The organism is Paenibacillus doosanensis (assembly GCF_025060755.1).
GTDB lineage: Bacteria > Bacillota > Bacilli > Paenibacillales > NBRC-103111 > Paenibacillus_S > Paenibacillus_S doosanensis.
In genome coordinates this window covers 37,297-63,945 of sequence record NZ_JANYUY010000029.1, presented here as the reverse complement: position 1 = coordinate 63,945, position 26,649 = coordinate 37,297, and the positions used below count along the sequence as shown (strand labels likewise).

At 52.3% G+C, this 26,649-nt stretch carries 31 protein-coding genes; all 31 read right to left on the bottom strand.

The genetic code is table 11. The features are described from left to right. Positions 1-50 precede the first annotated feature (50 nt). The gene (qcrB, locus tag N0M98_RS20325; RefSeq protein WP_249864095.1) at positions 51-722 is read right to left on the bottom strand and encodes a menaquinol-cytochrome c reductase cytochrome b subunit; all 672 of its coding nucleotides are present in this window, start codon (positions 720-722) and stop codon (positions 51-53) included. Positions 723-738: 16 nt separating this feature from the next. Continuing rightward, positions 739-1,287, bottom strand: a complete 549-nt coding sequence (locus N0M98_RS20320) for a QcrA and Rieske domain-containing protein (protein ID WP_283942808.1) — start codon at positions 1,285-1,287, stop codon at positions 739-741. A gap of 249 nt (positions 1,288-1,536) precedes the next feature. Then, positions 1,537-1,974, bottom strand: coding sequence for a DUF2487 family protein (locus N0M98_RS20315; RefSeq protein ID WP_249864096.1), 438 nt, complete (start codon positions 1,972-1,974; stop codon positions 1,537-1,539). A gap of 115 nt (positions 1,975-2,089) precedes the next feature. Next, positions 2,090-2,281, bottom strand: coding sequence for an IDEAL domain-containing protein (locus tag N0M98_RS20310; RefSeq protein WP_249864097.1), 192 nt, complete (start codon positions 2,279-2,281; stop codon positions 2,090-2,092). 270 nt (positions 2,282-2,551) lie between these two features. Continuing rightward, a complete protein-coding gene (locus N0M98_RS20305; protein WP_249864098.1) occupies positions 2,552-3,688 on the bottom strand; it encodes a hypothetical protein in 1,137 nt (378 codons plus the stop codon). 145 nt (positions 3,689-3,833) lie between these two features. Beyond that, positions 3,834-4,415 (bottom strand): histidine phosphatase family protein, encoded by a 582-nt coding sequence (locus N0M98_RS20300; protein WP_249864099.1) that lies wholly within the window; start codon positions 4,413-4,415, stop codon positions 3,834-3,836. Between the two features lie 21 nt (positions 4,416-4,436). Further along, a complete protein-coding gene (locus tag N0M98_RS20295) occupies positions 4,437-5,069 on the bottom strand; it encodes an anti-sigma factor family protein (protein ID WP_249864100.1) in 633 nt (210 codons plus the stop codon). After that, on the bottom strand, positions 5,066-5,656 hold the full coding sequence (locus N0M98_RS20290; RefSeq protein WP_249864101.1) for an RNA polymerase sigma factor: 591 nt from the start codon (positions 5,654-5,656) through the stop codon (positions 5,066-5,068). The genes N0M98_RS20295 and N0M98_RS20290 overlap by 4 nt, the downstream gene beginning before the upstream one ends. Before the next feature lie 443 nt (positions 5,657-6,099). Further along, positions 6,100-7,191, bottom strand: coding sequence for a prephenate dehydrogenase (locus N0M98_RS20285; protein WP_249864102.1), 1,092 nt, complete (start codon positions 7,189-7,191; stop codon positions 6,100-6,102). A 50-nt stretch (positions 7,192-7,241) separates the two neighbouring features. Then, entirely contained in the window at positions 7,242-8,342 is a 1,101-nt protein-coding gene (gene hisC / locus N0M98_RS20280) for a histidinol-phosphate transaminase (RefSeq protein ID WP_249864103.1), read from the bottom strand. Positions 8,343-8,620: 278 nt separating this feature from the next. Next, positions 8,621-9,430, bottom strand: coding sequence for a tryptophan synthase subunit alpha (gene trpA / locus N0M98_RS20275; protein ID WP_259618968.1), 810 nt, complete (start codon positions 9,428-9,430; stop codon positions 8,621-8,623). Beyond that, positions 9,417-10,622 carry a tryptophan synthase subunit beta gene (gene trpB, locus N0M98_RS20270; protein WP_249864105.1) on the bottom strand — a complete coding sequence of 402 codons (1,206 nt, stop codon included), beginning with the start codon at positions 10,620-10,622 and terminating at the stop codon, positions 9,417-9,419. Before trpB ends, trpA begins: the two co-directional genes overlap by 14 nt. Further along, positions 10,615-11,322, bottom strand: coding sequence for a phosphoribosylanthranilate isomerase (locus N0M98_RS20265; protein WP_259618967.1), 708 nt, complete (start codon positions 11,320-11,322; stop codon positions 10,615-10,617). The genes trpB and N0M98_RS20265 overlap by 8 nt, the downstream gene beginning before the upstream one ends. 6 nt (positions 11,323-11,328) lie before the next feature. Further along, entirely contained in the window at positions 11,329-12,126 is a 798-nt protein-coding gene (gene trpC / locus N0M98_RS20260; protein ID WP_259618966.1) for an indole-3-glycerol phosphate synthase TrpC, read from the bottom strand. After that, positions 12,116-13,156 (bottom strand): anthranilate phosphoribosyltransferase, encoded by a 1,041-nt coding sequence (gene trpD / locus N0M98_RS20255; protein WP_249864108.1) that lies wholly within the window; start codon positions 13,154-13,156, stop codon positions 12,116-12,118. The genes trpC and trpD overlap by 11 nt, the downstream gene beginning before the upstream one ends. A 73-nt stretch (positions 13,157-13,229) precedes the next feature. Next, positions 13,230-14,768 carry an anthranilate synthase component I gene (trpE, locus tag N0M98_RS20250; RefSeq protein ID WP_259618965.1) on the bottom strand — a complete coding sequence of 513 codons (1,539 nt, stop codon included), beginning with the start codon at positions 14,766-14,768 and terminating at the stop codon, positions 13,230-13,232. Between the two features lie 428 nt (positions 14,769-15,196). Further along, positions 15,197-15,574 carry a chorismate mutase gene (gene aroH / locus N0M98_RS20245; RefSeq protein ID WP_249864110.1) on the bottom strand — a complete coding sequence of 126 codons (378 nt, stop codon included), beginning with the start codon at positions 15,572-15,574 and terminating at the stop codon, positions 15,197-15,199. A 2-nt stretch (positions 15,575-15,576) separates the two neighbouring features. Continuing rightward, positions 15,577-16,671 carry a 3-dehydroquinate synthase gene (gene aroB / locus N0M98_RS20240; RefSeq protein WP_259618964.1) on the bottom strand — a complete coding sequence of 365 codons (1,095 nt, stop codon included), beginning with the start codon at positions 16,669-16,671 and terminating at the stop codon, positions 15,577-15,579. Between the two features lie 20 nt (positions 16,672-16,691). Then, entirely contained in the window at positions 16,692-17,855 is a 1,164-nt protein-coding gene (gene aroC / locus N0M98_RS20235) for a chorismate synthase (RefSeq protein ID WP_249864112.1), read from the bottom strand. A gap of 305 nt (positions 17,856-18,160) precedes the next feature. Then, on the bottom strand, positions 18,161-18,325 hold the full coding sequence (locus N0M98_RS20230) for a hypothetical protein (protein WP_249864113.1): 165 nt from the start codon (positions 18,323-18,325) through the stop codon (positions 18,161-18,163). A gap of 80 nt (positions 18,326-18,405) precedes the next feature. Beyond that, positions 18,406-19,185, bottom strand: a complete 780-nt coding sequence (locus N0M98_RS20225; RefSeq protein WP_249864114.1) for a CheR family methyltransferase — start codon at positions 19,183-19,185, stop codon at positions 18,406-18,408. Between the two features lie 15 nt (positions 19,186-19,200). Beyond that, the gene (gene ndk, locus N0M98_RS20220) at positions 19,201-19,644 is read right to left on the bottom strand and encodes a nucleoside-diphosphate kinase (protein ID WP_249864115.1); all 444 of its coding nucleotides are present in this window, start codon (positions 19,642-19,644) and stop codon (positions 19,201-19,203) included. 66 nt (positions 19,645-19,710) lie between these two features. After that, complete coding sequence (locus N0M98_RS20215) at positions 19,711-20,685, bottom strand: polyprenyl synthetase family protein (RefSeq protein WP_259618963.1); 975 nt, start codon at positions 20,683-20,685, stop codon at positions 19,711-19,713. Positions 20,686-20,699: 14 nt separating this feature from the next. After that, positions 20,700-21,542, bottom strand: a complete 843-nt coding sequence (locus N0M98_RS20210; protein WP_259618962.1) for a menaquinone biosynthetic enzyme MqnA/MqnD family protein — start codon at positions 21,540-21,542, stop codon at positions 20,700-20,702. Further along, positions 21,505-22,137, bottom strand: coding sequence for a UbiX family flavin prenyltransferase (locus tag N0M98_RS20205; protein ID WP_259618961.1), 633 nt, complete (start codon positions 22,135-22,137; stop codon positions 21,505-21,507). The genes N0M98_RS20210 and N0M98_RS20205 overlap by 38 nt, the downstream gene beginning before the upstream one ends. Further along, entirely contained in the window at positions 22,134-23,009 is an 876-nt protein-coding gene (locus tag N0M98_RS20200; RefSeq protein ID WP_375295511.1) for a UbiA-like polyprenyltransferase, read from the bottom strand. Before N0M98_RS20200 ends, N0M98_RS20205 begins: the two co-directional genes overlap by 4 nt. Before the next feature lie 20 nt (positions 23,010-23,029). Continuing rightward, positions 23,030-23,755: a demethylmenaquinone methyltransferase gene (locus N0M98_RS20195; protein WP_259618960.1), complete on the bottom strand. Its 726-nt coding sequence runs from the start codon at positions 23,753-23,755 to the stop codon at positions 23,030-23,032. Between the two features lie 11 nt (positions 23,756-23,766). Continuing rightward, positions 23,767-24,630 carry a heptaprenyl diphosphate synthase component 1 gene (locus N0M98_RS20190; protein ID WP_259618959.1) on the bottom strand — a complete coding sequence of 288 codons (864 nt, stop codon included), beginning with the start codon at positions 24,628-24,630 and terminating at the stop codon, positions 23,767-23,769. Positions 24,631-24,719: 89 nt separating this feature from the next. Beyond that, the gene (locus N0M98_RS20185) at positions 24,720-25,241 is read right to left on the bottom strand and encodes a hypothetical protein (protein WP_259618958.1); all 522 of its coding nucleotides are present in this window, start codon (positions 25,239-25,241) and stop codon (positions 24,720-24,722) included. A 113-nt stretch (positions 25,242-25,354) separates the two neighbouring features. Then, a complete protein-coding gene (gene mtrB, locus N0M98_RS20180) occupies positions 25,355-25,585 on the bottom strand; it encodes a trp RNA-binding attenuation protein MtrB (protein WP_259618957.1) in 231 nt (76 codons plus the stop codon). A 96-nt stretch (positions 25,586-25,681) separates the two neighbouring features. Further along, complete coding sequence (locus tag N0M98_RS20175; RefSeq protein WP_249864123.1) at positions 25,682-26,608, bottom strand: phosphatase PAP2 family protein; 927 nt, start codon at positions 26,606-26,608, stop codon at positions 25,682-25,684. Positions 26,609-26,649: the final 41 nt, after the last annotated feature.

Sequence of the window (26,649 nt, the reverse complement as noted above, 5' to 3'; positions counted from 1 at the left end):
GTAAACTGAAGCCGCTTCCTTGATTGATACAATGCCAATCGAAGTCTTGCTTACAGCGGACCGGAAATCCCTTGCTTACGAATCATAAAGAAGTGACCCGCCAGCAATGCCAGCAAAATGCCCGGGAAGAAGAACACGTGCAAAGCGAAGAATCGAGTCAACGTTTGCGCACCGACGATCTCGCCGCCTTGCAGGAACGTCTTAATGTAATCGCCGATATAAGGAGCGGATGCGGCGATCTTGATACCTACCTGCGTTGCAAAGTAAGCTTTGTTATCCCACGGCAGCAAGTATCCGGTGAAACCGAGACCCAACATGACGAAGAAGATCAGCACGCCTACTACCCAGTTCATTTCGCGCGGCGCCTTGTAGGAGCCTGTAAAGAACACGCGAAGCGTATGTAAGAACATCATGACGATAACAAGACTGGCACCCCAGTGATGCATACCGCGAACGATGACGCCGAATGCAACCTTATGCTGCAGATAGTCAACACTCGCATAGGCGTTAATAATATCCGGCACATAATACATCGTCAGGAACATACCGGACAATATTTGAATAACCGTAATAAAAAACGTCAATCCACCAAAGCAGTAAACAAATGCGGAAAAATGGTGCGCCGGGTTAACGTGTTCGGGAACCTCGTGATCGGCAACATCTCTCCACATCGGCGTGATATCAAGACGTTCATCAATCCAGTTATACATACTTTTAAACATCTGATGTTACGCCTCCTTATTTCACCCTTTTGTTAGGACCAAGTTGTCCTAAATAAACGAACCCATTCTCCACCTTGAGATCGTATTGATCCAAAGGCGCCGGCGCTACAGCAAGGTTTTTGCCATCTACCGTATAGTGCGCGCCGTGGCAAGGACAGAAATACTGATCCTTGTACTCCGGATTGGCATTCCAGTTAACCGTACATCCAAGGTGCTTACAGGTCGGGTTCAAGGCGAAGATGTTGCCTTGCTGATCCTTGGAAATCCAAGCTTCCAATTCAACGTCGCTCTCATACCAGCCGTCGACCTGATGCACTTGAAATTTGAAGGATTTCGGTTCGTTCTCGATCTTCGCTTCTTCGACTACCTTGACCCAATCGGCTTGCGATTTAGGCTGAAGGACCGGATCGATAGCAAATCGAAGCATAGGAACAATCATACCGGCGCCCATGAACGCAGAAGCTCCACCAAGGGTATAGGACAGAAACTGCCTGCGGGACATCTCGCGACGTTTAACCGGCCTCTCACCCTGATGCTGCGCATCATGACTGTTGTGCTCACTCATTCTCGTTCTACCCCCTTTTGCAACATATATCACGTCGTTCGACATAACTTTACACCACATACTAGGACATTACTAATAATAGCTTACGACTCTAGGTGCGTCAAGAATGTTAACTTCCATTTAGAGCCATCAATTCTTGTCCCAGCAGTAACTGTTAACGAAATTGTCACAACTGTTCATGAGGGGAAAAATCGCGTCCCGTACTTAGAATTAGCAAAAATGTAATCAATCATACACGCTTCGCAAAGGTTACCTTCCCGACCATAAATGCTGCAGTTGCTCGGCAATATGCCGCTTGATCTCAGCCAGATTTTCAGCCAATTCTCCGGGCGTCAGAATAAACGTTTTGTCCGCGCCGCGAATTTCGCCAAGCTCGGCTAAGCGACCGTCGGCGGACACAAGAACGACATAGGGGAAGTTGTCCTTTAGCCGGCCGCACATCGTCGCAACCAGCTCCCGTCCTTCTTCTCCTTCTATATAATGAAAAGCGGGATACGTCAGCACTCTTCCTTTGTACGGAATTTCGAAGCAATCGAGCGCATCTCGCAGCTGCTCCAGCGCCCTCGTCGCTTCCCAGGGCTGCTCCTTTCCCGTCATACCCGTTACGGGCAGCAGGCACGTATCCACGTAGGGTTTCAGACTTTCCCATGCCCCCTGCTCTACATCGCTAAATTTCATCGGCTTCATTCACTCTCCACATCAGTATTCATTTCTCCACATAATGTAACACAAAAAAAAGACATATGATTGGTTCTCACATGCCTTTCAAAAAGATGTCATAATTTAGGCCAGGAGCTTCGGTTCACTTGCCATGAGTATTGAGCGATTTCAGTTCTGTCGTGAGGGCTAGAAACGATTGTTCGTCTCCTTTTGCCAAAGCCAAATCAATTTCTCTGTACAAATACTGCTCCTTATATTTACGTATGGCTTCATCCAGCACCATCTCCGCAAACAAACTCAGCATCATATCATTGGAAACGTTCATTTTGCCCATTAGAACCTACCTCCAAACCGGTCTCGCGTTAATATTTTTAAAACATCATCAGCTGCCTGTACTCCGCTGCCCATCTTTGCATCCATTCCATCGGTTTGTTTTCTTGCTGCATTGCCGGGACGATGCGAACCATCACCCTTGAAAAGCGAACGGTAAAGCTGCCCCTACTTAAGCATATTCACCCTTTTTCGGCCTCGATAAGTACAACAGCCCCTATCGCGCCGAATGTGCTTTTACCTACATTAGGGCTAGCCGTTGCTCCCCTCCCGGTCACGCTTCGCCCGAACGGTTTTCGAACGGGATTGTAATCTTATCCTCGTCAGCGACATAACTGCCTTGGATCACGCCGTTTCCGAGCTTCGTAACCTGTACGACCGTGCCGAACTCATCGCTTTCGCCGATCCGAAGCAGCCCCAAATGCATCATCATCCGCACGATGCGCTGCTCCAGCACAGACTCGGGCGTATCATAATAAAACGGGCGGATAAGCGGCACGAGCGTTTCTTTTACCGACTCCAGGGTGACCCAGCTCTTCGCTATTTTATCGAGCCAATGGACCAGAGACTGCAAATTCGGAATCGCGTTCTTATACAATCTCAGCCAAAACCGGTACACCTGCACCAAATCTTCCTTGGTCGCATGGGTTACACGCTCCCTGCCTTTATCGCTGAGCGCGAGCACCTGATGATGTTCCGTTATCAGTTCTGTATAGTAGCAATAATCGTAGATGAAAGAAAAACGATTCGGATAATCTTTGAACATTCTTCCGTAGCCGAAGCGCCAAGCCGTTTTGGGGGCAGGCTCTTCCTTAACCGAAAGCCGGTCCAGCACCTGCAGCAGCTGCCGTTTGTACATCGTGTTATCCGCTGTAAGCACTGCCTCGTTCTGATGAACATATTGCAAAAAATGAGCGATATCGTCCACAATCAGCTTCTGCTCGTCCCGATACACCTCAGGCTCCTTGGCCGCGACAAGCCGCCGTTGAAACTGTTTGGTCAGCGCATCGCCGAACCTTCGCTTTAAATCGGCAGGAACCTGGAACAAATAACGCGTTTGCTGCGAATAACCGTTGAACAGCCAGCCCCTCTGTTTAAAGCGCAGGATCATATCCCGCGGGTTCCATTCCTCATCCTCTTCCTTAATAAAGCGGCTCTGCTGCACCCTGGCAATAAGCTCCTCCAGGCTGAACGATCCTCTCGGATCGAAAATCAAAGAGTTGAGAAAACGAACATCCTCAATCGGCATGTCCGTGACCTGCCGTTCAAATACCTCTTTGCGGTTGACGGTCGTAAGAATCGACTGAATGAGCTCATTTTTGGAGTGACCGTTGCATTCACAGTTGTACGTATGGGCAATTCGGCTCAAGTCTTGAATATCCGCATAGCTTAACATATCCGCTAAATTCATGGTACAGCACCTCCAAATAGGCTTAGTACCATTATGGGAATTTGCGCCGGATTTAAACGCCGATTGCAAGAAAAACTTTCCTGCGCGGCGCTGGCTGCACAAAAAAAGCCCGTGGATTCACGGGCTTTCTTTAACTCCATTTATTCTAGATGACCGGCTCCAAATGAGCCGTACAATTCAGCAGCCTGCAATGCCAGCCGCTGTCAACGGCCTCCATTATCGTAAGCGACGTATTGTGCAAATGGGATTCCACCGGCCTGCCCGTCAAAGAATGCAGAACAGGGGCGATATAACCGCCATGACTAACCAGCAGTATTCGCTTTCCCGGTTGGGCGGCGCTTAGCTCCCGAAGGAACGCATCCCAACGCTTCAGCAGTTCCTCGTCCTTCTCCATTCCCAGCTCCAGCTCTCTCCAGCCTTCACCCCAGCGGGCGATCCTCTCCTCCTGCGTCGTCCCCTCCACTTGCCCGAAATAACGCTCCCGCAGACGGGCATCGACACCGATAAACGGAGTTCCCGTTACATTCGATATCATCTCGGCCGTTTGTCTGGCCCGAATCAGATCGCTCGCGATCACCCCGTCCCAGCTGTCGCTCTTCAGCCGCAGGGCAAGCAGCTCGGCTTGGCGCACGCCTACTTCCGCCAGCTCCGTATCCATCTGACCCTGCATCCTCCCGGCCAGATTCCATTCTGTAGTACCGTGACGAATAAAACCGATTGTAAGCATTAAATCCTCCTGTAAGGCCGATTAAGATCTCGTTCTGGACAGCCAGTTCATAATAAGCAGCGTGCACGTCAGACCGAGAAGCGAAACAAAGATCATGTAATCTTTTATCGTGTGAATAGGGCCGACCTGGTACATGAACGGCTCGCTGAATCCTTTCAAGCTGGCGACGGCCGAGGGCATCGTATGTACGTTCATCGATTCCTGCTTGCTTCCGGCCACGACAACCGGGTCGCCTATCCGGCCGAATACGGCGGATTCTCCGGAGACCATAGCAGATTCCGGCGCAGCTTGATGCGTCACCGAGTATAGGAAAGAGCATATAAACAAGGCGAGACAAAAAGCGATGATGGCCGATACGTTGCGGCGCAGCTTGAACGTCATGGCGTACATTTTGTCGGCGACAGGCACTCTCCACGATTCGTCCTCATAAATGCGGTTCATGACGCTTCTCGAAATCGGTGTGGACATTTCCGCGAACTCGCCGGTTTCCGCTGCCGACTTGATGAGCTCCGTGCTCTCGCGCCATATTTCGAATTCGGCGGCGCAGCAAGGACAATTTTTTATATGTTCATCCACATACTGCCGCTTCAGATCATGCTCGGGCAGATCCCAGTAGACGCCTAGCATCTCTTGTACTTCTTCACATTTCATCATCGATTCATCCCTTCATACTCCTCAAAAATCGGATCAAGAAAGTATGGTTCCAACTGGAGCTTTACACTCGCTCTCGCCCTGAACAATAAGGATTTAACCGAACTTACGGTCTGCCCAAGGATATTGGCAATTTCCTGATAATCCAATTGATCGTATTCACGCAAAATAAGCGCAGACCTCTGCTTCTCAGGCAAATTGTTAATGGCATCCCGGACCATCGATACTTTCTCGTTGCGAAGCGCTGTTAATTCAGGCATAGCGTCGGCCCCGGCATGAGGCTCAAGTCCGCTTTGCTCCAAAGAAACCTTTGTATTTTTATTTTTTCTCAGCTCGCTAAGAACGGTATTTCTGGCGATCGTATATAACCACGTGGAAAAGGTCGCCTCCACTTCGCGAAACGAGTGCAGACTCCGGTATGCTTTATAAAAGGTTTCGTTGCATAGATCCTCCGCCAACGACTCCATTTTTGCGCTTTTCAGCATGTGGTAAATAAACGCCAATATTTTTCGTTCATAGCGACGCATTAATTCATCATATAGCTGGACGTTGCCGTCCTTGATCTCTCTGATCAACTGGGAATCGGTCATTGAATTACGACCCTCCTTGTGATTCCTGCTTACTCCCAGCGATTCTACTTTGTTTGACTATACGGGAGTAAAAAAGTTGCGGTATATTTTCAAAAAAATTAAAGATCGGACTTCATCCTTATAACATTCGGTAAACTCGGTCAAAAATCCTGCTTAATCGACATATTTCAGACAACTTTCAGAATAACTTCCAAAAAAAGGTGTAATTTATTACGACTAATGTCCCCCTTGGAGCAAACTGAAGGCCGCCGGTAATTCCCCGCTCTTTCTAAGAAATGCCGCAAAACAAAAAAAAGAACCACCTTGGAAAAGGTGGCTGCACATAGTGCCATTATTCGGATAGGAGTGGAGAGAAACCATACTGTACTTTTATTATATGTATACGTTTTCAATTTGTCAATACTTTTTTGAAAACGTTTTATTTGCGCCAAAAGAAAAAAGAATTACACGTGAACCGTGTAATTCTCTTTCGCGAGTAGTTCAATAGCCTTATCCATCTGGTACTCGTCCCGGAAAGATAATCGCAGCACGCCCGGGATATCTTCCCTGCTTTCGATGATCTGAATGTTGCTCAAGTTAATTCTGTGGCTGCCGAGCAGCGTAGCGATTTGGCCGATGATGCCCGGATGATCCGGCACATCGACATAAACCTCGTACACCGAAGTCAGCACGCCCTTGCGCCTTTCGGGCAGAGCCGAGCGAAACTCGCTGGAGAGGCGGAATTGCTCCGCAATCCCTTCCCCATCTTTCTCCTTCAGCAGCCGGATAAACGAAGCGATCTCTTCATTCCAGTCCTCCAGCAGACGAAGGATGACCTCGCGGTTATCGAGCAATATGTCGCGCCAGACAACCGGATCGCTGGAGGCGATACGGGTAATATCCCGGAAGCCGCCCGCGGCCAAATTCTGGTACAGCTCGTTTTTCTCGTTGTAGCGGGCGATTTGGTTGACCAGCGCCACTGCGATAATATGCGGCAGATGGCTGATCGCTCCGACAATATCGTCATGAAGCTTCGGGTCCACCTTCACTAGATGGGCTCGCGTCCACTGCAGCAGCTTCGTCAGCCGCTCGTATACTTCGGGCGGTATGGACTCATCCGGCGTCAGAACGTAAAACGCATTTTCGTACAAATGGGAAGTAGCCGCCTCCACGCCCGACTTCTCCTTCCCCGCCATCGGATGGCCGCCGATAAAATACGCATCCTGCAAATCCAGCTTCGAAGCGAACGACGCGATCGAGGCTTTGGTGCTGCCGACGTCCGTGATGATGCAGCCCGGCTTCAGAGGCAGCTTGGACAGCTTGACCAAATATTCCTGCAAATTGCCTACAGGAACACAGATGAAGATGAAATCGGCGTCAGCCGCAGCCTCCTCCATCGAGGTAGTCGCATCATCGACGACCTGCCGCTTCAAGTACTTCTCGACGGACCGGGGAGAATTGGAATGTCCCACAACGGTTATCCCCGGCTTTCCCTTAAAGCACAGCGCCAAAGAACCGCCGATCAAGCCCACTCCAAAAATAGCTATTTTAGTCATGAACAGGTTCCTTCTCTATTTACTAACGCCTTGAAAAAGCGAAGCTTCTCTTATGCGTTCACAGCCACTTCTTTTAACGCCGATTGCAGGGCGCCGATAAATTTCTCGTTCTGCTCCTGGCTGCCTACCGTGACGCGCAGCATCGTCGGCATGCCCCAACCCGGATCATGGCGAACGATAACGCCTTTTCTGAGCAGCGCCTCGAAAACGAGCCCGCCCGGACGCTCCACGTCGACCATGACGAAGTTGCCGTGCGCAGGGTAATAGCTCAGCTTCAGCTCGTCGAACTGAGCGGATAAGTACTTAATGCCGCGGGCATTCGTTTCACGGCAGTCCGCAATGAACTGTTCGTCCTGAAGCGCAGCGAGAGCCGCTTTTTGCGCGAAGCCCGTCGTATTGAACGGCTCGCGGACTTGATTGATCGATTTGATCACTTCAGGATGCCCGATGCCGTAACCGATACGAAGGGTCGCCAGCCCGTAGATTTTGGAGAACGTGCGCAAAGTAATGACGTTCTTGTACTGCTTGACCAGGCCGATGCTGTCCGGATATTGCCCGCTCACATTGTACTCCGCGTAAGCTTCGTCCAAAACGACCAGAACGTGGGACGGCACTTTGTTCAAAAAGTCCACGACTTCTTGATGCGAATGCATCGTGCCGGTCGGATTGTTCGGATTGCACAGCCAGATGATCTTGGTGCGCTCGCTTACTTTATCCAGCATGCCTTGCAAATCGTGATATCCGTCGATGCACGGCACTTCGATGCACACGGCGCCTTCGATTTCGGCGTTATGCTTATATTGAGGGAACGTCGGAGAAGCCATAATCGTCTCGTCGCCCGGAACGAAGTAAGCGCGCGCAAGCATCAGAATGATCTCGTCGGAGCCCGCTCCGAAAATAACTTGGTTCGCTTCAACGCCAAAATGCGCCGCCACGGCATTCGTCAAATCTACGGCGCCGCCGTCCGGATAAATGCTGGTTTGATCTACGTGAGCGATAATCGCTTCTTTGGCTTTAGGGGAACATCCGAACGGATTTTCATTGGAAGCCAATTTAATGACTTCGGTTAAGCCGAGTTCTCTCTTTACTTCTTCCATCGGCTTGCCTGGCTTGTACACCGGCAGATGGACAATGTTTTTCTTGGGCTGCACTCAAGGTCACCTCATTCAAATAATAAGTTCTGCTATGGAAAGCGCGCGCCCCTCGGGACACGCTCTTCTATTGGTTGCTTCCTAGTAATTTTCTCACAACTGCTATCAAATGTGAAGTTTTATATTGCCGAACTATGAAATTAATTAACGCTTAACGAAGACCTTGCGGATATTGCGGCGGTTGAGCCGCATTCCCGCAGCGGCGCCCAAGCCCGCTTCTTCCGCCGTGAAAAAAGCAAAGCCTCGCCGATTCCGAGAATAGCGAGGCTTTCGTCTACTTATCCTATTAAATTTCTTACAAATTGATCGATGCGAGAGAGCGCCTGCGGACGCGTCGCATCCTGCTCAAATAGCGGCAGCGCCTCTTCCACCTGGCGCACCAGCGCGCTGCCTACGACGATGCCGTCGCAAGTCTCTGCGAATCTGGCAAACTGCTCATGAGTAGATACGCCGAAGCCGATAGCGATAGGAAGCGCCGTCGACTGCCTCACCGTCTCCAGGAACGAGTCGATCCCGCTGTGAAACTCCGTTCTCGTGCCCGTAACCCCCAGCGAGGAGACGCAGTATACGAAGCCGGAGGCGCGGGATACGATGCGCTTGATCCGGTCGTTGGAGGTCGGAGCCACCAGCGGAATCAAATGGATGCCGTGCTCGTCGGCCAGCTTGCGGACTTCCGCATCCTCTTCCATCGGAAGATCGGGGATGATTAATCCGCTGATCTCGCTTTCCTGCAGCATCGGGAAAATCCGCTCCAACCCGAACTGCAGCACCGGATTATAATAAGTAAACAAGATGAACGGCAGCTCGCAGCCTTCGCTTCTCGCTTGACGAGCCGTATTCATTACGTCCTGGATGGACACCTGATGGTTTTTAAGCGCCCGCATCGATGAGCGCTGAATGACGGGCCCGTCGGCGAGCGGATCGGAGTAAGGCACGCCCAGCTCCACCATGCTCGCGCCGGACTGCTCCAGCTGCTTAATAATATCGACCGATGTCTTCAAATCCGGATCGCCGATCGTTAAAAAAGGAATAAATGCAGGCTGCTTGCGCTGCTTCAGTTCGGCGAATACACGATCAATGCGATTCATGAACAGCACCTCCCAGATAGCCCATAATCGCTTCCACGTCTTTGTCTCCGCGTCCGGACAAGCTCACGACGATGATCTCGTCTTTGCCCATCGTAGGAGCCACTTTCATCGTTTGCGCGATCGCATGCGCGCTCTCCAGCGCCGGAATGATGCCTTCCGTGCGGCTCAGCAGCTGCAGCGCATCCAGCGCTTCCTTATCGGTAATCGGATGGTATTCCGCACGGTTGGAATCCTTGAGGTACGCATGCTCCGGCCCGATGCCCGGATAGTCGAGTCCGGCCGAGATCGAGTGCGCTTCCTGCACTTGTCCATATTGATCCTGGAGGAGATAGCTCATGGAGCCTTGGAACACGCCGTGGCTTCCCATCGTCATCGTCGCCGCGTGCTCCTTCGTTTCAATCCCGCGTCCCGCGGCTTCGGCGCCGATCAGACGAACGCCTTCATCCTGCACGAACGGGTAAAAAATGCCGATTGCATTGCTTCCTCCGCCTACGGCGGCAATAACCGCATTCGGCAGCTTGCCTTCCAGCTCCAATATTTGCTTGCGGGACTCGTCCCCGATAATTCTTTGGAAATCGCGGACCATCATCGGATAAGGATGCGGACCGGTAGCCGAACCGAGAATGTAGAACGTATCGTCGACATGGCTCACCCAGTAGCGCAGCGTTTCGTTACAAGCATCCTTCAGCGTTCTGGTGCCCGAAGTAACCGGAACGACTTCCGTGCCCAGCAGGTTCATTCTAAACACGTTCAACTGCTGGCGCTTCATATCTTCTTCGCCCATGAACACTTTGCATTCATACCCGAGCAGCGCCGCGACGGTAGCCGTGGCCACGCCATGCTGACCCGCCCCCGTTTCGGCGATCAGTTTCTTCTTGCCCATATATTTGGCAAGCAGCCCTTGACCCAAGGAGTTGTTGATCTTGTGAGCACCGGTATGGTTCAAATCTTCGCGCTTCAAATAAATTTTGGCGCCGCCCAGATGGGCCGACAAGCGCTCCGCATAATACAGCGAGGTCGGTCTGCCCGAATAACGATGCAGTAAGTATTGAAGCTCCTGCTGGAACTTCTCTTCCTTTACATATTTCTTGTAGGCTTCTTCCAGTTCGATCAACGCGTTCATTAAAGTTTCGGGAACGTAGCGCCCGCCGAACTTTCCGAAGCGGCCTTGCTCATCCGGTACGTTATACACGATGCTTCACCCTTTCGACAAAGCTGGTTATTTTCATAATATCTTTTACGCCATCGGTTTCGACTCCGCTCGACACATCCACTCCATCGGGCGTATAAACATCCAGAAGCTCTCCCACATTATCCGGCTGAAGTCCCCCCGCCACGAGCAGAGGAATCCCTGCAGCCCGGCTCCAAGCCTGGTATGGGGGTATCGCCTCCCAAGAGAACGTTTTTCCGGAGCCTCCACCATATACCGGATCGAACGTGTCCAGCAAAATAGCGTCCACGGTTTCCGCGTACGGGTCCAGCGCGGCCGCGATAACGCTGTGCTCGGCATCCGAATCGTTTGCCCCGGCCGCTTGCCCCGTCTGGGCTACCGAAACGACCCTCCACAGCTTGACTCCGGGAAACTCCGACTTGATGCGTCTGCACTCTTCCGGCGTTTCATGTCCATGCAGTTGTAAAATATCGAGAGGAGCTTCCTGCATCACCGCAACCAGTTCCTCGCGAGTAGGATTAACAAGCACGCCGACGGTCAACGGGACAGCCTTACCGGCTTCCCGCCGCTCAGCAATAACCCGAATCATTTCGCCTGCCTGCTGCGGCGTCACCTGCCGTTTGCTTTTGGCAAAAACGAATCCGATATAATCGATAGGCAGATGCAATATCGATTGTACCATATCCGGAGTCTTTAACCCGCATATTTTTACGCTTGTCATATTGCTTTACCCCTTCGCCGCATAAGTCCCGAGCAGATCATGAACCGCCTGCCCCACGACCGGCTGCCGCATGAAATGCTCTCCGATCAATACGGCATGCGCACCGATCGATTGCAAATAATCAATTTCCGAAGGTTTGGAAATGCCGCTCTCGCTTACGATCGTAACATGCTTCGGAATGTAGGCGATCAGCTCTTCCGTCGTTTTCAGCTCGGTGACGAACGTCTTCAGATTGCGATTATTGATGCCGATCAACGATGCATCGAGCGTCAACACCCGGTCAAGTTCTTCCTTGTCATGCACTTCAACCAGCACATCGAGGCCGATGCTCTTCGCTTCGCGGGCGAACAGCTTCAACTGCTCCGTCGTCAATATAGCCGCGATGAGCAGCACGGCATCCGCGCCGATGCTGCGCGCTTCATAAATCTGGTGCAGATCGATCGTAAAATCTTTGCGCAGAATCGGCACTTGAACCGCGCCCCTAACCTGACGCAAATAGTCGTTGGAGCCTTGGAAATAGTCCGCGTCCGTCAAGACGGAGATGCAGTCCGTCCCGGCTTGCTCGTAAGCCTGAGCCAGCAGCACAGGCTCGAAATCTTCACGAATTAGCCCTTTGGACGGAGAAGCTTTCTTCACTTCGGCGATCAATCCCATCGGGCGCTTGCGTCCTGAGGACAAAGCTTTCTCGAAGCCGAGCGTCGGCGCAAGCTCCGCAATTTCCCGCTCCAGCTGGGTCAAAGAGATTTTTTCTTTCAAGTCTGCCACTTCTTTATGCTTGGTCGCTACAATTTTATCAAGAAACATGTCTGATTTCTCCCGTAAATTGGACTAGCTCCTGCAGTTTGCCTAGCGCCTGGCGCGAGTCGATCACATGAGCCGCATATTTGACGCCTTCCTGCAAGGTGGCGCATATTCCCGTAACGTAGAAGCAGGCTCCCGCGTTGGCGAGCACGATATCGCGGCATGCGCCCTGCGCTCCCTGGAACACGCTGTGAATAATTTCCGCATTGACCGCCGCGTCGCCGCCGATCACTTCCTTCAGGCTGGCGCTGCGCAAGCCGAGCAGATCCGGCGTGATTTCGTAGGTGACGATCTCTTCGTTCTTCAGCTCGGTCACCTGCGTCGCGTCGGAGATGCTAATTTCGTCGAGACCGTCGAAGCTGGCTACGACAAGCGCTCTTTTCACGCCCAGAGCCCGCATTACATGGGCCATCGTCTCCGTTTTGCCGCGATCGAAGATACCGAGTACCTGACGATCGGCTCCGGCCGGATTCGTCAGCGGTCCGAGCAGATTGAACACCGTCCGGAAGCCGAGCTCTTTGCGAGGCAGCGCGGCGTGTTTCATCGATTGGTGGTAACGCTGGGCGAACATGAAGCAGATGCCTACATGCTTCAGACATTCAGCGGCCTGCTCCTGATTCAGCTCGATATTGACGCCGAGCGCTTCCAGCACGTCGGCGCTGCCGCTCTTGCTCGACATCGCCCGGTTGCCGTGCTTGGCGACCCGGATACCGCCCGCCGCCGCTACAATCGCCGCGGTCGTCGAGATGTTGAACGTGTCGGCGCCGTCGCCGCCCGTTCCGCAAGTATCGAGCAGATTGAACTGCTCGGTCTCCACCCGGTTCGCCTTCATTCTCATCGCTTCGGCGAAGCCGGTAATTTCCTCTATCGTTTCGCCTTTCATCCGAAGCGCCGTCAGGAAGCTCCCGATCTGCGAAGGCGTAGCCAATCCGTCCATAATGTCGGACATGACCCCTCTAGCTTCCGCGCGGGTCAAATGATGCAATCCGATCAATTGTTGAAGCGCCTGTTGTACCGTAAATTGATTTTCCATGTAAACTGCCTCCCCATAAGTTCTTTAAGCAGCCGACAATGGCTCCGAAGCCCTCGGCCGACAGAGATTCGAATTAATAGTAGTCGTGGTTGATGACGCTGTGAGCTACCGGTCTAGGGGCGAATACGGCTTCGGCCGTGCGAATCGACTTCAGCATCCCCTTCGCTTTGTTGACGGTCTCCTGATACTCGCTCTCGGCGACGGAATCCCATACGATTCCCGCTCCCGCCTGCACGTACGCCTTACCTTTTTTGAAAATAATGGTACGGATCGTGATGCAAGTATCCATATTGCCGGAAAAGCCCAAATATCCGATAGCTCCGGCATAAGCGCCGCGAGCTTCATTCTCCACTTCCGCTATAATTTCCATCGCTCTCAGCTTCGGCGCTCCCGATACGGTGCCCGCAGGCAAGCACGAGATGAACGCGTCGAAGAAATCTTTATCCTTGGCAATCTTCCCGGTGACATTCGATACGATGTGCATAACATGCGAGTAGCGCTCCACTTGCATGAAGGTGTCGCAGCGCACGCTGCCGAATTCGGATACTCTGCCGATGTCGTTGCGTCCGAGGTCGACCAGCATCAGATGCTCGGCGCGCTCCTTCTCGTCGGCCAGCAGCTCGCGCTCGAACGCTTCGTCTTCCTCCGGCGTTTTGCCCCGCGGGCGCGTTCCGGCAATCGGCATCGTCTCGACCTTCTCGTCTTCGACGCGGACGAGCAGCTCCGGAGAGGTCCCCACGATCACTTCGTCGTCCATCTTGAGGCAGTACATGTAAGGCGAAGGGTTCATCGTCCGCAAAATACGGTATACGTGCAGCGGCGATACGTCGGTTTCGATCTCGAACCGCTGCGACAGCACTACTTGGAATATATCGCCGGAACGAATGTACTCCTTCGCTTTCTCCACATTGGCGACGTACTGCTCCTTCGTCAGGTTGGACTTTAGCTCGCCGATTTCCACGTCTTCCGGAATCGGATGCTGCTGCATCGACAGCGCAGGAAGCGGACGCTTCAAACGCTCGATCGTTTCGTCGATTTTGGCGCAGGTCGCTTCATAAGCGGCCACAATCTCCGCGTCCGAGCCATGCTGGGGAACATGGACGTTGGCGATGACCTTAATCTGCTGCTTGAAATGATCGAATACGATCACTTGATCGCAGAACATAAACTGAATATCGTTCATGTGCAGGTCGTCATTGCGGTGCGCCGGCAATTTTTCGTAATATTGCAGCAAATCGTAACCGAAGAATCCGACGGCTCCGCCCGTAAACCGCGGCAAATCCGGAAACGCAGGGCTCGAATACGCCCGCAGGTAAGCTTTCAGCACGTCGATCGGTTTCTCGATGGAATGTTTGGTTTCTTTCTGACTCTCGATTTTCGTCACACCGTCTTTGGCCGTGATCATCATAAACGGATCGGTTCCGATAAAGGAATACCGCGCCCATTTCACGCCGCCCTCGACGCTTTCCAGCAGGAAGGCTCTCTTCTCCTCGTAAAAGTGCTGGAACACGCGAATCGGCGTTTCCGTGTCGGCCATTAAAGACCGGACGACCGGGATCAAATTATACTGCTTCGCCAGCCGGATAACTTCCTTTGCTTCTGGTGTGTACATATCGAATCTCTCCTCTTCTCGTCTCAGCCTCAGCTTCCCCTTCGGAAAGCCGGCTTTCTGCTTGTTTGCCCGCCAACGGGTATTTTCAACAAGAACAAATCCCCCAAAAGTGACGTGATGCTCTGAAGCTCATTCCCATTACTTTCGGGAGAGCCCCCGGATTTCCACAGGATATTGCTGCGCATCATTTCCTAAACAATTAAAAAAGCCTCTACGTCAAAGTAGAGGCGGTTTTTAGATGATCATAAACATACTTAGCCCTGGCATCATCTTATCGATGACAATAAGAAATATAAGTGCTCGCAACAACTGCACCATAGGCTTAAGTACTTTACTCGGCTCATCTCAACTAGGCTCTACTCTGCTCTAAAACTCTCTTCTCTTCTCAATCAACTAACAAATCAGCTACCATAACTATACTATGCCGCTTATGCTTTTGTCAATTTAGATAAATCGGGACGAAGACGCATAGCCTCTTTCAAATAAACATGAACGATCTCGTCCTGCTTTTTCTCCGTATTGGCCATTACCATGAGCCGAATGCACTTTGGCAGCGCACCTTCTACGGGAACTTCCAGAGAACACATCAGCGGTACAAGCTCCCAGCCCGGAAGCTGGCGGATCGCTTGAGCGGGGAACGTACTGGTCAGATCGCTTGTCACCGTAACGAATACACAAGCAAGCTCATCCGGTTTAATTCCGTTTTCAACGATGATTTGATTCAACAACTCCGTCGTCGCGCTTAAAATTTCATTTTTCTCGTCATGCTCCACGGTCGTGGCGCCGCGAATACCTCGAACAAACATGGTCAAGCCTCCTGTTTCAATTGCTCTACGACATCTCTTACCCATGCCGTAGATACGTTTTTATTGATTTCCACCTTGCCGATAGCCGTCGGAATAATAAATACCATCGTACCTTCTTTGAACTTCTTGTCATGCATCATCGCGCTCATGATCGCATCCGTATCCAGATGAGCGGGAATGCGCGTCGGCAGGCCGAATTTTTGCAAAATACGTTTGGTCGTCGTATAAATAGGCTCGGGATAACCCAGCTTCATCGCCAGCTTCGCCGAGCCGACCATCCCTATAGAGATCGCTTCCCCGTGATGCAGCTCATTGTAATTGGCCACCGCTTCCAGAGCATGGCCTATCGTATGGCCGAGATTGAGAATAGCCCGCAGATCGTTCTCCTTCTCATCCTGGGACACGACGATCGATTTCACCTTACAGCCCTGGTACAGTCCGTACTGCAGCGCTTCCTGGTCGAGCGCGATCAGCTTCTCGGCGTTGTCTTCCATCCACTGCGTAAACTCGGCGTCCCAGATCAAGCCGTGCTTGATCATCTCGGACAGCCCTTCGCGCACGATGCGCTCCGGCAGCGATTGCAGAGTCGCCGTGTCGTACAGTACCATTTCCGGCTGATGGAACGCGCCGATAATGTTTTTGGCGAGCGGATGGTTCACCGCCACTTTGCCGCCAACGCTGCTGTCGTGGGCCAGAATCGTCGTCGGAATTTGCACGAAACGGATGCCCCGCATGTAGCTTGCCGCCACGAAGCCGGCCAAATCCCCGACGACGCCGCCGCCCAAAGCGACAACTGTGGACTTGCGGTCGAGCCCGGCCTGCAGTGCCGTCGTTACGATATCCTCCAGCACGCCGAGCGATTTGGACTTCTCTCCCGCGGCTACGATATGGGAGACGACGGAGTAACCCGACTCCTGAAGCTTGCCCATAACCGGAGCCAGGTGATGCTCTGCAACATGCGAATCGGTAACCAGCAGGATCGGAGAAATTTTGCTGATGCCGTGCTTATCGAACAAGCCGCCGATTTGATCCAAAATCCCTTCGCCGATATAAATCGGATACGATCGTTCCCCTAAATCAACCGTTAGCTCCTTCATCCGGTCCTCGCCTCTTTCCTCTAGTAACTTTTCACTTGCTCCAAAAAGCTGTTGTAATTGTTGCGAATCTCCTCCAGAGAATCTCCGCCGAACTTGTCGAGAAACGCGCTTGCCACTTCCCAGGCAACGATATTTTCCATAATGACGCCCGCTGCCGCTACGGCGCAAGTATCGGAACGCTCCACCTGAGCGGTGAACGCTTCCTTCGTATCGATATCGACGCTCTGCAGCGCTTTGTACAGTGTCGAGATCGGCTTCATGACGCCGCGTACGACGATAGGCTCGCCGGTCGTCATGCCGCCTTCGAAGCCTCCCGCACGGTTGGAAGCGCGATAGAAGCCTCTTCCCTCCTCATACATGATCTCGTCGTGTACTTTGGAGCCTCTCAGCTTAGCCGCTTCGAAACCGATGCCGATCTCGCAGCCCTTGAACGCTTGGATCGACAAAACCGCCTGCGCGATGCGTCCGTCCAGCTTGCGGTCCCATTGCACATGGCTGCCGAGCCCGACAGGCACGCCTTCGATCACGCATTCCACGATGCCACCGAGCGTATCTCCGTCTTCCTTCGCCGCGTCGATCGCCGCGATCATACGCGCTTCGGCTTCCTTATCGACCACGCGCAGCGGCGATTCCTCGGTAATGCGGATCAAATCGTCGATCGGCAGCTCCTGGCGGTTCACTTCCACCTCGCCGATGCGGATTACTTGACTGGCCACTTTAATGCCGAATGCGGACAGCAATTGACGGGCTACCGCGCCGATAGCCACACGCATCGTCGTCTCCCGGGCGCTGGACCGTTCCAAAATGTTGCGCAAATCTTTTTGATTATATTTCAAACCGCCGTTCAAATCGGCATGACCCGGACGCGGCCGGTTTACCCTGCGCTTCGTCTCGTCGTTGCCTTCGATCGGTTCGATATTCATTACGCTCGTCCAATGCTTCCAGTCGTTGTTCTCCACGACGAGAGCGATCGGAGCGCCTGTTGTTTTGCCGTGTCTTACGCCGCCGACAATGCTCGCGGTATCTTTCTCAATCTGCATGCGGCGTCCGCGTCCATACCCTTTTTGCCGGCGCGCCAATTGAAAATTCACTTGTTCAAAATCGATGGTTACATTGCTCGGAAACCCTTCGATAATCGCAGTAAGCTGCGGACCGTGCGTTTCCCCTGCTGTTAAATATCTCACACTCGTTGTCCCCTTTCATCCTATCCCCAAAAACGCAGCAATAACCGACCGGCACGCTTTAGCGCTTTTATGTACTCCATTCATGTGCTAATTATAGTATAGGCGCCACCGTTTGACAAGAAACGGACTCAAATCCCGGGCCGAGCGTCTAGGGCCGTCCGCGGCGGAATGCGCAAATCTGAATAAAGCCCTCCCTGTACGGAAATCCGATTAGCATCGTTTCCGGGCGCAAAAAAAGATGCCCCGCTTAGGGCTCGTACCCCGCAGCGGCGCATCTTCGCTCAATCGTAGTGCTTCCTGCTCTATCAGCCGTTGACGGGCTGCTTCTTGAACGGACTCGGAAGCTCTTTCAGCTCCGGGTCCTCCATCATCCCCATCACTTGCAAAGAATCGATTCCCATAATTTGCGCGCATTCCTGCACCGTAATAAATCCTCTTCGATAAGCCATGATCACTTTTCGTTTATCCACCGAATCCCCTCCTGCAGATTTTTGTCGATTATTCACAGTATAGGAACAGATGGAAAAAGTTATACATGGCTTCCGCTTTTTTAGCCTTTTTTCCGATAAAAGAACGTTTCCGCAGGCTCAAGCTCATATTGTCCCGGAGAGAAAATTTGTTCCGTGCTGCCGACAAACAAGATGCCTCCCGGCTTCAGCGCATTGGCGAATTTATGATATAACAAGTGCTTGGCTTCTTCCGTAAAATAGATCATGACGTTACGGCAAATAATCAAGTCGAACTGCGTATCGAACGGATCGATGAGCAAATTTTGCTTCTGAAAGCGAATTTCTCGCTTCAGTCCGTCCGCAATCGAAAACGTCATATTTTCCTGCTTATAATATTTTTTCAAGTACGCTTGCGGCACATCCCGGATCGAACGATCGGAATATACGGCCTTCTTCGCCTTGGCCAGCGCGCCCTCGTCGAGATCCGTGGCCACCAGCTGCGCATCCTGCAGCGCGCCGAGCTCCGCCAAAATCATCGCCAGCGTGTAGGGCTCCTCCCCCGTCGAGCAAGCGGCGCTCCAGCATTTCAGCTTGCGGGTTTTGCGCAGCATTTCGGGCAGAAACTGTTTTTCCAGAACTTCCCACCGATTCGGATTGCGCCAAAATTCGGATACGTTAATCGTCATCCGGTCGAGAAATTCGTAGAACAATTCCTTATCCTTCGTCATCGCCTCGAAAAAGGAAGCGAACGAGTCGTACCCCTTCTTCATCCGCAGCGTAGTCAGCCGCCGTTTCATCTGGGCTTCTTTATATTGCGCCAAATCGATAGACGTGTAATCTTTTACCTTTTTGATGAACAGCAGAAAATCCTGATCCTCCATGCCGGTCTCCTCACCCTAGATCCACTGGCTTATGACTTTGCTGTAATTCAACAACTCGTGCTCGGCGAAGAAATTGGCAATCTCTCTTTGCGCGCTTTCCGGAGAATCGGAACCGTGAATCAAATTATAATTCGTATGTATGGCATAATCGCTTCGAATCGTTCCCGGGGCCGCGTCCAGGGCGCTGGTTTTGCCGATCATCGCTCTGGATAATGCGACGACCTGATCCCCTTCCCATACCATGGCAAATACGGGACCGGACGTGATGAAATCGACCAATCGATCGTAGAAATCTTTTCCTTTATGCTCTTCGTAATGCCGCTCCGCCAGCTCTGCCGTCACTTGGATCAGCTTGGCGCCGACGAGCTGAAATCCTTTTTGCTCGAATCGTTTGACGATTTCGCCGATAAGACCGCGTTGGACGCCGTCGGGCTTGACCATTAGAAAAGTGCGTTCCATCCCTCTATTCCCCCTTTTCTTCCCAATATATCACATAAACCGCATGATAATAAACCGTTTTAACGTTTAATAAGAACGATTGCCGATAAAATGGGCTACGCCGATCAAATCTTTCTTGGCCTGTATGTCCGGCAAGCTGTGCAGAACGGCAATCGCTTTGTCGATATAGCGGTTGGCCAGCTCTTCCGCCTGCCTGATGCCTTGACTGCCGCGGATCAACCCGATAAACCGGCTGACGTCGATTTGGCCGTCGGCCTCCTGAATTCTCCGCAGCTCCTGCATGAGCGGCGCCTGCAGTCCGGGCTCCCGCAGCGCATAAATGACCGGGATCGTGATATTGCCCTGCCGGATATCGCTGCCCGGAGGCTTGCCGATCTCCTTCTCCGTGCCGCACAGATCGAGCAGATCGTCTCTTATCTGAAAAGCCATCCCCACGTTGTAGCCGAACGAATACAACCGGTTCGATACCCATTCGTCCGCATCGGCCGCAATAGCTCCGAGCTGGCAGCTTATCGCGATCAGCAGCGCCGTCTTCCGGCGGATTCTAAGCAAGTAGTCGCGCACCGTCTGCTCCGCGTTGAAGAAAAGGCGGATTTGCTCCATCTCGCCGATGCTCATCTCCAGTATCGCCTTGGACAACGTTTGGTGTATCGCGGGATTGCCCAGGCCGGTCGCTACGTGAAGCGCTTTGGCAAAAATATAATCGCCCGTGAACATGGCGACCCGGTTATCCCATTTGGAGCGGACGGTCAGTTGGCCGCGGCGGGTTTCCGCATCGTCGATCACGTCGTCGTGAACAAGCGAAGCCATATGTATTAATTCCAGAGGCACCGCTACATGCTTGACGCGGGTCAAATCGTAGGTGCCGAATTTCGCACCGAGCAGAACAAAAATAGGCCGGATTCTTTTGCCGCCTGCCTTAAGCAAATGTACCGACGTCTCGCGCAGCATGGCGTGATCGGTGTCGATACTTCGTTCCAGCTCTTTCTCTATGTACGAAATATCCTTTTTCATTTTTGCGTACAGCTCAATCAGTTTCATTCCGTCACCTGTGTTCAGTATTTGTCGTTCCACAATTGAATCGGCACTTGTTTATTGAGCAAGCCGAGCTCCCATGCATAGCGGTAGTACAGCTGCAATCCCGCTTGCTGATCCGGACCGAACTCGTACGTTAACGTCGAGAAATACCGCTGCCAATAAGCGGCGTCCCCGCCGATCTGCCGCTGCGCTTCCTGTACGAGAGCCGTCATATCGCCAAGCGATTTGCGTTTGCTTTCCATGAAGCCTTCGTAGACGCGGGCGATCAGCTCCGGATGACGCTCCGCCTCCTGCTTGCGGACAGCACATACGGCAAACGACATCCACTGCCCCGTTCGGCGCGTCCATTCCTCGGCAAGATCGGTCACGTGCCAGCCGTGCGGAAGCCAGCTTTCCCGGATTGCGTGGTCGCCGATCAATAGAGCCGCATCGGCCGTGCGCATCATGTCGTTCAGCACGGGCGCCGCATCATGATAAACCGGCTCAACCCCATAAAACCGCTGCAAAATAATTTTAAGCAGATTGACGGAGGTTGCCGATGTCGTGGGCAGAGCGACCGAAGCTCCCGACAGCTCGCTCAGCGGCTTCCGGTGAAACAGCAATATGGACTGAACCTGACGAAAAGCGCTGACGGACATATCCGGCAGCAGCACGTACTGCTCGCAATGCTCGCCGTAAGCGAAAGACGAAATGGGACCGATGTCGATCTCGCCTGCGGCCATCGCGGCATTTAATTGGGTAGGGACCTGAGTAACCAATTCCACTTCCCCTTGAAAGCGTTCATAAGGGAAATAATAAAAGAAAGGCCAGACATTCGTAAAATCAATCCGGCCGATGCGGATCGCCTGGCTTCGTCTCATCCTCCGTCGTCCCCCATCTTTTATACAATTCATGCTCCACATCCATGCTGTCCAGCACTTTGCCGACCATAAAATCGACCATATCGTCCATCGACTGCGGCCCTTGATAAAATGCCGGCATAGCCGGAATGATTCTGACTCCCATGCGGGCCAGCTTCAGCATATTCTCCAAGTGAATCGCGTGCAGCGGCGTTTCCCGCGGCACGATAATCAGCGGCCGGCCTTCCTTCAGCATCACGTCCGCCGTTCGTTCAAGCAGATTGTCCGAGGCGCCGTGAGCGATGCCGGACAAGGTCCCCATCGAACACGGAATGATGACCATTCCGCTGGTCCGGAAGGAGCCGCTGGCCGTGCTGGCCCCGATGTCCTGAATCGGGTTGTACACATAGCCGCCGGAGTATCCGCCGAAATGCTTCTCCAGCATTTCCTTCCTGCGGGCAGCGTCCCAGCCGAGCTCCTCTTTGAGCACCCGCCAGCCGGCGTCGGTAATCAAGAGATGGATGTTCAGTCCGCGGGCAAGCAGGAACCGGCAGAGGCGTACGCCGTAAGCGGCTCCGCTAGCCCCGGTAATTCCTACGACCCAGGGCCTTCTCATCCGCGGAACACCACCAGATCGACCAGGGTGAACACGAACATCGCCACGCTAATGACGCTGTTGAGCGTAAAGAAAGCGGTGTTCAGCCTGCTCAAATTTTTCGGCGTCACAATCTTATGCTCGTAGAACAGCAGCGCGTTGGCAAGAATGAGGCCGGTCAAATAAACCCAGCTGAGATCGGTCAAATAGAACAGCGTGAGCAGCCCTAACGCCGTGATGACATGGAACCAGCGGGCGATCCGCAGCGCCTTGGCGACGCCGAACCGCTGCGGGATCGAATGCAAGCCTTCCTCACGGTCAAACTCTTCGTCCTGGCATGCGTAAATAATATCAAAGCCTGCAACCCAGAAAGCGATCGCTACGTAGAAGATCAAAGCGCTCAACGTCACATTGTTCGTAATGGCCACCCAGCTGCCAAGCGGAGCCAGCGCGATCGTAAAGCCGAGGAACAAATGGCACGCCCATGTGAAGCGTTTGGTATAAGAATAAAAGACCAGTAAGAAAATAGCTATAGGAAGCAGTTTCATCGATAGCGAGCTTAAATTGGCCGTAGCCCAAAACAATAATGTGAATGAAATCACAATGAACAAAATGGCTTCCTTGGAAGAAATCAGACCTGCCGGAATGGCCCTGGCGGCCGTGCGCGGATTTTTGGCGTCGAACACCTTGTCGATAACCCGGTTAAGCCCCATAGCGGCGCTTCTTGCGCCTACCATAGCCAGAATGATCCAGCCGATTTGTCCCCAACCCGGCAGTTTTTGAAAAATAACGACCGAACCGAGCAATGCCCCCATAAACGCAAAAGGCAAAGCAAACAGCGTATGCTCGATTTTAATCATTTCCATAAACACTTTTGCTTTTTTCAACAACATTCGTTTTCCACTCCCATTTCTTATTGCGCTCCCTTACTCTTGATGCCGATATGAAGAGCCGCGATGCCTCCGGTAAGCGGAAAAGCTTGAACTTGGGTCAGTCCCGTTTTTCTGAAAATGTCAGCCAACTGCTTATGATCAGGAAAATGAATTAATGATTCCGGCAGCCATTTGTACTGCTCATATCGTTTGGCAATCAACTTGCCGAGCATAGGTAAAATATTTTGAAAATAAAAATAATAAAGCCCCTTGAACGGCTGCCAAGTCGGCTTGGACAGCTCCAAAGAGACGACCATGCCTCCAGGCTTGACGACTCTCTGCATCTCCTCGATAACCTTCACCAGGTCCGGCACATTGCGAAGCGCAAAGCCGATCGTCGCATAGTCGAACGTATTATCCTCGAACGGCAGGCTCATCGCGTTGCCTTGAGTGAGCTTGATCTGCGATTCGAGCCCCGCTTCCCGCACTTTCGCGGCTCCGTAATCAAGCATATTTTGACTGAAGTCGAGACCGACCACTTGACCGCTGCCGCTCGCCCGCGCCGTGCTGATCGTCCAGTCGCAGGTTCCGCAGCATAGATCGATCGCGGTACTGCCCGGCTTGACAGCCATTTTGCTCATCGTAAATTTTCTCCAGGCTTTATGCCTGCGGAAGCTGAGAATATCGTTCATCAGATCGTATTTCGGCGCGATGCTCTCGAAGACGGAATGAACGAATTCTTCTTTTGACTTCGCTTTGGATTGCACGAATTTTCACCTCAAATTTCTTCCAGCGCTTTAGGTGTCGAGAGGTAACGCGCAAAAGGCTCTCCAATCAATTGCAGCTCCTTAGCCAATTCCTTCGATTCCAGCGTCTGCAGCTTATCCTGCAGCTGTTTCATGCATGAATCCAGCATTTGGTACAGCTGCGGCGTAATTTTATATTTAAGCCAGATGGACCGCAGCTTGGCGTAGTCCGGATCTTCGGCTTGAACATGCTTGCCCTCTTCTTTGGAAGCTTGATGCAGGATATGCCAATATCCCCAGCTGTCCCGGTACTGCTGTACGGATTCCGAACGGCCGATCTCCAGCAGCAGCACTTCGCACTGCGTGAACAGCCCCAGCACCTCCGGCCACGTATGCCGCAGAGACTCCTCCATCAAACAGGCGAAAGCCAAATACAGCTGCGCGCGGATTTCGACCGACAGCTTGATGTAATCGTCGGCCGTCAAGTTCAGCTGTCTCATCCTTTGATACAAATTCATCTTCTTGCGGTTGACTTCGCAGATGGCGTTCGACAAGATCCCTATCAGCTCGATCTGTCCCGCATGGGAAAGCAAATAATAAAAACGGCTGCTAAAGTAGTCTCCGGCCAAAACCTTGAGCTGCCTCGACCTTGCCGCTTTCGTTTCCTTCGCGTTATTGGTGATGCTGACCAAATCATGCGTGTCCATCCCGATTTGAACCAAAGAAGTGACCAGACTGAACAATTCGCTGTAGCCTGATAACGAGCTGTGTCTGCTTAAGAACGCATACAACAAATGTGTCCGAAATTCAGGAAATACCGGCAAGTCGGTATGCTGCCGGATCATGTCGTAATCCATATATTTTCGGGCCATTTCGGGGATCCGATAAGAATTCATAATGTGCCTCCGAACCAATCCAAAGAATCGCTGATATCACAATCTAAATTATTATAGCACAATCCGCAGAGACTCGCACAATACTTGTCTTAACTTTTTGCGTCGAATCGCTGCTGCCATTTTGCCGTATACGTCACGCGGAAATGCGATTGCAAATATTGCTCCATCTCCTCTGCGCTCTGCGTTCTGGGCGTGATTTCCCCGGGAAGCCACTTTTCCCTTCGCGCGTCCGTGGCCAGCAAAAGTGACGTGCCGCCTTCTTTCGAGCCGTCGAGAACGCGAATCAGCACCTGATTGATATTGGTCGTGCTGCTGAAGAAGTAACGGGATAACGCGTACATATCCTGTATGATCTCCGCCTTCTCCGAAGAAGGGGAAGCAAACAGATCGACCGATACGATCGCATGGGTCAGCTCGACATGGCTTATGCGCAAATGCAGCTGCACCTTGCTCATCACGTCGACGATATTGTTATCGGAAACCGGCTGCGCTTTAACGGTATGAAACGCCGGGATATTCCACTTGCTTTCCAGCTCAGGCAAAATGGACAATCCCAGAACAAGACCTACGGAGAGTACAATGGTGATGAGAAGACGGGAAAACCATTTCATCGGACAAAATCCTCCTTCACTTCATCTGCGTCGTGTGTGAATGCTTGGCCGAAATCCCTCTTCTATCATTGTACAACGAAAAAAAGCAGGCTATGCCTGCGAAATTTGAAAAATTATTCCTCCGTATCCACAACCCCGTGCTTCGTCATCACGACCGCTTTGCCGCGGATTTTGACAGCCGACGTGTGCGCCGTAAACTGGGCGATCATCACTTCGCCTTTGTCCAGCTTCTCGGTGTGATGAAATTTCGTATCTTGCCCGCGGGTTAATCCGATGACCTGCACGCCGTTCTCTTTGGCCTTTATGACGAAGTAATCCCCTTGATTCACGTTACCAGCTTCCATGGCAATCTTCCCTTCCTGTCCAGCGTCTTTACTTGTATGATGCAGAAAAACAGTCCCGTTGTCAACTGTTGCCGGCGGCAAAAGAAAAGCCGCCCGTCAGGCAGCCATGGTGTCTGTTGCGTATGCATTGTCTTTCTTTTTGCTGTAGAAGCCTTTGAAGCGCTGCGGCAGCAAACGGGTCGCCACGCCGATCAACAGGTCGGCCAGCTTCACGATCAAGTAAGCGAACGCCATTCCGGCGATCACGTCAAGCACCCAGTGAATTTGCAAATACAGCGTCGAGAAAATAATTGCCGAGCAGTATGCGACCATCATGTATTTAAAAATCCGATCCTTTTCGCGCAGAGCCAAAAGCAGCATCGCAAAGGAGATCGACGTATGCATGCTCGGGAAGCAGTTCATGACATTGACGAGCAGATCGTTCTCCGTCGCAAACTGGCGTCCCAGCAGGTCGGGCTGTCCTTTGACCCACCACACTTCGCGCAGCAAAATCAAATTGTAAAACGGCAGTATAAGCGGGAACTGCAGCAAATGCCCCGACAAAGCGTAAGACATCATCTTCTTGACGCTTTTGGTCCAGAAGCTGCGCACGATGCAAACCCACAGCGACAGAACGAAGCCGTAGTTATATACCCACACCATCCAGTTGTCCAAGCGAGGGCGGGCGATGATTCGGGTCCATGCGCCGTCGTTGAAGGGGATGCTGTTCATCATGCTGTCCCAAGTCCACGGATGGCGGTTGTTTTCGAACATCCAATTGGCGATCTTCCACCACAGCCCGTTGCCCGAGCCGTAGAAATAATAAAATACGCCCAGCAGCGGCAGGCCGAAAATAAAAAAACGTTTCCAATCGACATCGGTTTGATCTTTGCGGACTCCCAATAAGCAAATCATCAGCAGCACCCAGCAGGCCGTGCTCCAGTTGCCCACGACGCCGATCCGCCAAACCAGGAAAATCGAAACAATGATGCCGTACATGGTCCAGTCGTTGGACGCAAGCCACATTCTTGCTTTCTCTCTCACTCTAGTAAGCCCCCTCATTCATCTAACCGCGGCTATTCAAA